6 protein-coding genes are annotated in these 4,248 nt (G+C 74.6%); 4 read left to right on the plus strand and 2 right to left on the minus strand.

The genetic code is table 11. The features are described 5' to 3' along the window. Nucleotides 1-289, minus strand: a 289-nt coding sequence (locus B0E53_RS33440) for a hypothetical protein (protein WP_210406318.1), incomplete at its 3' end; no start/stop codon positions are given. Nucleotides 290-450: 161 nt separating this feature from the next. On the opposite strand from B0E53_RS33440, the gene B0E53_RS33445 reads away from it, so the two are divergent. Genes B0E53_RS33445 through B0E53_RS33455 form a run of 3 tightly spaced genes read left to right on the plus strand, consistent with a single transcriptional unit; the run spans nt 451 to nt 3,081 of the window. Next, the gene (locus tag B0E53_RS33445; RefSeq protein WP_107079592.1) at nt 451-1,302 is read left to right on the plus strand and encodes an ABC-2 family transporter protein; all 852 of its coding nucleotides are present in this window, start codon (nt 451-453) and stop codon (nt 1,300-1,302) included. Further along, on the plus strand, nt 1,295-2,116 hold the full coding sequence (locus B0E53_RS33450) for an ABC-2 family transporter protein (RefSeq protein ID WP_246835732.1): 822 nt from the start codon (nt 1,295-1,297) through the stop codon (nt 2,114-2,116). Before B0E53_RS33445 ends, B0E53_RS33450 begins: the two co-directional genes overlap by 8 nt. Beyond that, nucleotides 2,113-3,081: an ATP-binding cassette domain-containing protein gene (locus B0E53_RS33455; protein ID WP_107079594.1), complete on the plus strand. Its 969-nt coding sequence runs from the start codon at nt 2,113-2,115 to the stop codon at nt 3,079-3,081. The genes B0E53_RS33450 and B0E53_RS33455 overlap by 4 nt, the downstream gene beginning before the upstream one ends. A gap of 10 nt (nt 3,082-3,091) precedes the next feature. Here B0E53_RS33455 and B0E53_RS33460 read toward each other — a convergent pair whose 3' ends face one another. Then, nucleotides 3,092-3,652: an XRE family transcriptional regulator gene (locus B0E53_RS33460; RefSeq protein WP_107079595.1), complete on the minus strand. Its 561-nt coding sequence runs from the start codon at nt 3,650-3,652 to the stop codon at nt 3,092-3,094. 67 nt (nt 3,653-3,719) lie between these two features. On the opposite strand from B0E53_RS33460, the gene B0E53_RS33465 reads away from it, so the two are divergent. Then, nucleotides 3,720-4,248 (plus strand): AzlC family ABC transporter permease (locus tag B0E53_RS33465; RefSeq protein ID WP_107079596.1); only part of this gene is annotated, 529 nt, incomplete at its 3' end.

Raw genomic sequence — 4,248 nt, forward strand, 5'->3', positions numbered from 1 at the left:
CGTGTGGGCCGGCGGGGCTGACGGGGTACGCGCCGCGCCGGCCGCCCAGGTCGTCCGGTCCGGCCGGGCTGACGGGGTACGCGTCCGCGCCCCCGGGCGCCGGGCTGACCGGGTGCACCTCGGCCCGGCCGACCACGGCGGACCGGCCGCGCGGCGCGGGCGGGGTCAGGTATTCGAGGCCGATGTCGCCCGGATAGCGCTGCCCGGGGAACTGTGGACGCCACTCGTGGGTGGGCTCCGCCGCCCAGGACGGTTCGGCCAGCTCACGCCAACGGTCCCAGCCGCTCATCGGGTGACCCTGTCGCCGCCCGCGCGGCGCGGCCCCGGGGCCGGCTCGCGTCGCTCGCTCACGGCGATGTCACCTCGTTGGAAATTGTCGCGCTGGGCGCCCGACGTGCCGGTAGAGTCGCCCGGTCCAGCACGTCGTGGCTGCGGAAGGAGGGTAGCGGCGTGGGCTCTGTCACCGCCACTGTGGCACCGCCCACGGAGCCAAACGTTACCCGATGGTTTCGGACATTCGGCGCGATAGTGGCCGCCGGATTCCGGCGTCACGCGACCTACCGGCAGGCCGCCGTGGCGGGCGTCGTCACGAACACCGTCTTCGGCTTCCTGCGCTGCTACATCTTCCTCGCGGTGGCCGGCGCTGCCGGCACGGTGGCCGGCTACGACCGCGCCCAGCTCGGCACCTTCGTCTGGGCGGGCCAGGGGCTGCTCGCGGTGATCGCGATCTGGGGCTGGACCGAGCTGGCCGACCGGATCCGGACCGGGGAGATCGCCGCCGACTTGCTCCGCCCGGTGCACCCGGTGACCAGCTACCTCGCCACCGACCTGGGCCGGGCCGGGTTCGCGTCGCTGGCCCGGCTGCTGCCGCCGGTGGTGATCGGCCCGTTCTTCTTCGAGGTCTACCTGCCCCGGCACTGGGCCACCCCGCCGCTCTTCGCGCTCTCCGTGCTGCTCGCCGTGCTGGTCTGCTTCGCCTGCCGCTACCTGGTCAACGCGACGGCGTACTGGTTGCAGGACGTCCGCGGGCCGATGATCCTCTGGACGCTGGGCTCCGGCGTGCTGGCCGGCCTGTACTTCCCGCTCGGCTTCCTCCCGGGCTGGCTGGAGGCCACGCTGCGGTACGCCACCCCGTTCCCCAGCCTGTTGCAGGTCCCGCTCGACGTGCTGGTCGAGCGGGAGCCCATGCCGACGGAGCTGGGCCTGGTCGGGCTCCAGCTGGGCTGGGCGGTGCTGCTGCTGGCGCTCTGCCGGCTGGTGCAGCGCCGGGCCGAGCGCCGGCTGGTGGTGCAGGGTGGCTGAGCCGGGGACGCCGACCGGGGCCTGGCGGGTGTACCGGGCGCTGCTCGGGGCGCAGGCCCGGTCGCAGGCGGCCTATCGCACCTCGTTCGTGGTGGACCTCGTGGGCAACATGGGCGCCACCGTGTTCGACGTGGTGACCGTGCTGGTGCTCTTCGGGGTCACCCGGGAGCTGGGCGGCTTCACGCTGCGCGAGACGCTGGTCGTCGTCGGCCTGTCGTCGTTCGCGTTCGCCACCGCCGACCTGCTGGTCGGCAACATCGAGCGGCTGCCCCGGTACGTCCGCACCGGCCTCTTCGACGCCGTGCTGGTCCGGCCGCTGGCCGCGCTGCCCCAGTTGCTGCTCATGGACCTGCCGCTGCGCAAGGTCTCCCGGGCGGTCTTCGGGCTGGCCGTGCTGCTGTTCGCGCTCGTCTCGGCCGGCATCGGGTGGACGCCGGGCCGGGTGGCGCTGGCGGTGGTCGCCCCGCTGGCCGCGGTGGTCTTCTTCGCCGCCGTCTTCGTCACCACCGCCACCGTGTCGTTCTACTGGGTCGACTCGGGGGAGTTGGCCAACTCGGTCACCTACGGCGGGCGCGACTTCACGTCGTACCCGGTCACCGTCTACGGCGGCTGGTTCCGCGCGATCTTCGCGTACGGGCTGGGTTTCGCCTTTGTCAGCTACCACCCGGCGCTGGCGCTGCTCGGCCGGGCCGACCCGCTGGGCCTGCCGCCCTGGGTGGGCTGGGCCTCGCCCGGCGTCGCGCTGGTCGCCGCGGCGGTCGCCGCCCTGGCCTGGCGCGTCGGGATCCGCCACTACCGGAGTACGGGATCGTGAACGTCATCGAGATGGACGGGCTGCGCAAGGAGTTCACCGTGCGGGTGAAGGCCGGGCGGCTGCGCCGGGAGAAGCGGACGGTCACCGCGGTCGACGGGGTGGACCTGCGGGTGGAGCGGGGCGAGATGCTCGGCTACATCGGTCCGAACGGCGCGGGCAAGTCGACCACGCTGAAGATGCTCACCGGGGTGCTGATGCCCTCGGCGGGGCGGGCACGGGTCTGCGGGCTGCGGCCGGTGCCCGACCGGACCCGGCTGGCGCTGCGCATCGGCGTGGTCTTCGGGCAGCGCTCGCAGCTCTGGTGGGACCTGCCGCTGCGGGACTCGTTCGCGCTGCTGCGGCACGTCTACCGGGTGCCGGCCGGCGAGCACGCGGCCCGGCTGGCCCGCTGCCGGAGCCTGCTCGACCTCGACGAGTTCCTGGACACCCCGGTCCGGCAGCTCTCCCTGGGCCAGCGGATGCGCGGCGAGCTGACCGCCGCCCTGCTGCACGGCCCCGAGGTGCTCTTCCTGGACGAGCCGACCATCGGGCTGGACGTGGTCAGCAAGCAGGCGGTTCGCGACTTCCTGGCGGAGCTGGGCGGGGCCGGCGACACCACCCTGGTGCTCACCACCCACGACCTGGCCGACATCGAGCGGCTCTGCCGGCGCCTGGTGGTGATCGACCACGGGCGGGTGGTGCACGACGGCTCGATCGCCGCCCTGCACAGCCGGTACGGTTCCCGCCGGATGGTGGTCGCCGAGCTGGACGCCGCGCTGCCCGCGCCGCCGGTGCTGCCCGGCGCGCCGGTGCAGCGGGTCGAGGCGGACGGGCGCCGGCTGGTGTTCGCGCTGGAGTCGGCGAGCGTCGCCGAGGTGGTGGCCGGGCTGGCCGGTCTGGCCACGCTGCGGGACATCTCGATCGTGGAGCCGGACATCGAGGAGGTCGTGGCCCGGCTCTACCGGGCCCCGGCCGAGGTGGGCTGAGCGGCTGCCCTCACGGGTGCTCCATGACTAGCACGGCGAAGGTGCCCGGGGCCAGCGCCTCGTACCGGTGCGGGGTGTCGCCGGGGAACGTGGCGTAGTCGCCCGGTCCCAGCTCGACCAGGTCTGTCTCCGGGCCGACGCGCATCCGCCCGGCCGCGACCACGACGTGCTCGACGCTGCGCGGGGTGTGGGCCTCGGCGAGCCGTACGGCCCCGGGTTCCAGCTCCATCACGTAGACGTCGCGCCGGGCGTGGGGCGCGCCGGCGGCGAGCAGGGTGGCCGAGAAGTCGGCGTGCTCGGAGCGGATCCGCGGCCCCTCGCCGGCCCGGACCACCCGGACGGCGGCGGTGGGGGGTTCGACCAGGCGGCTGAACGGTACGCCCAGCGCCACCCCGAGGGCCCAGAGCGTCTCCACGCTCGGGTTGCCGACGCCCGACTCCAGTTGGGACAGGGTGGACTTGGCGATGCCGGCGCGGCGGGCCAGCTCGGTCAGCGACAGCCCCGCCCGGTCGCGCTCCCGGCGCAGGGCGGCCGCGATGGTGGCGAGCGGGGGAGCGGGGTCGATCGCCATGTGTTCGCTCCATCGGTCGGTTTGTTCGGTTTGACGAACCAGGTCCTTGCGTTCAGGATAATGGACCATGCGTACGGCATATCGAACGGGCGACGCCCACGTGCTCCGCGACGTCGCCGCCATCGGCGCGGCGATGTTCGCCGTGGGCGCCTCGTTCGGCGCCGTGGCGGTGGCCGCCGGCCTACCCGCCTGGGCCACCCAGGCCATGTCGGTGCTGGTCTACGCGGGCGGCGCCCAGTTCATGGCCGTGGGCCTGATCGCGGCCGGCAACCCGCTCGCGGCGGTCCTCGCCGGCCTGCTGCTCAACGCCCGGCACCTGCCGTTCGGCCTGGCTCTCGGAGGCACCCTGGGCCCCCGGCGCCGGCAGCGGCTGCTCGGCAGCCACCTGATGACCGACGAGGCGACCGCGTTCGCGCTGGCCCGCCCGGCCGGGCCCGGCCGGCGGCGGGCGTTCTGGCTCGCCGGGGTGCTGCTCTTCCTGGCCTGGAACGCCGGCACCGGCCTCGGCGTGCTGGCTGGCGGTGCGGTCGGCGACCCGGGCGCCCTGGGGCTCGACGCCGCCTTCCCGGCCGGCCTGGCCGCCCTGCTGCTGCCCA

Origin of the sequence: Micromonospora sp. MH33, assembly GCF_003013775.1 — a bacterium.
GTDB classification, from domain to species: domain Bacteria; phylum Actinomycetota; class Actinomycetes; order Mycobacteriales; family Micromonosporaceae; genus Micromonospora; species Micromonospora fulviviridis.

Bases quoted from the DNA above. Each gene is read 5' to 3' on its own strand.
- B0E53_RS33460 (WP_107079595.1), bottom strand. From the start codon at position 3,652: ATGGCGATCGACCCCGCTCCCCCGCTCGCCACCATCGCGGCCGCCCTG.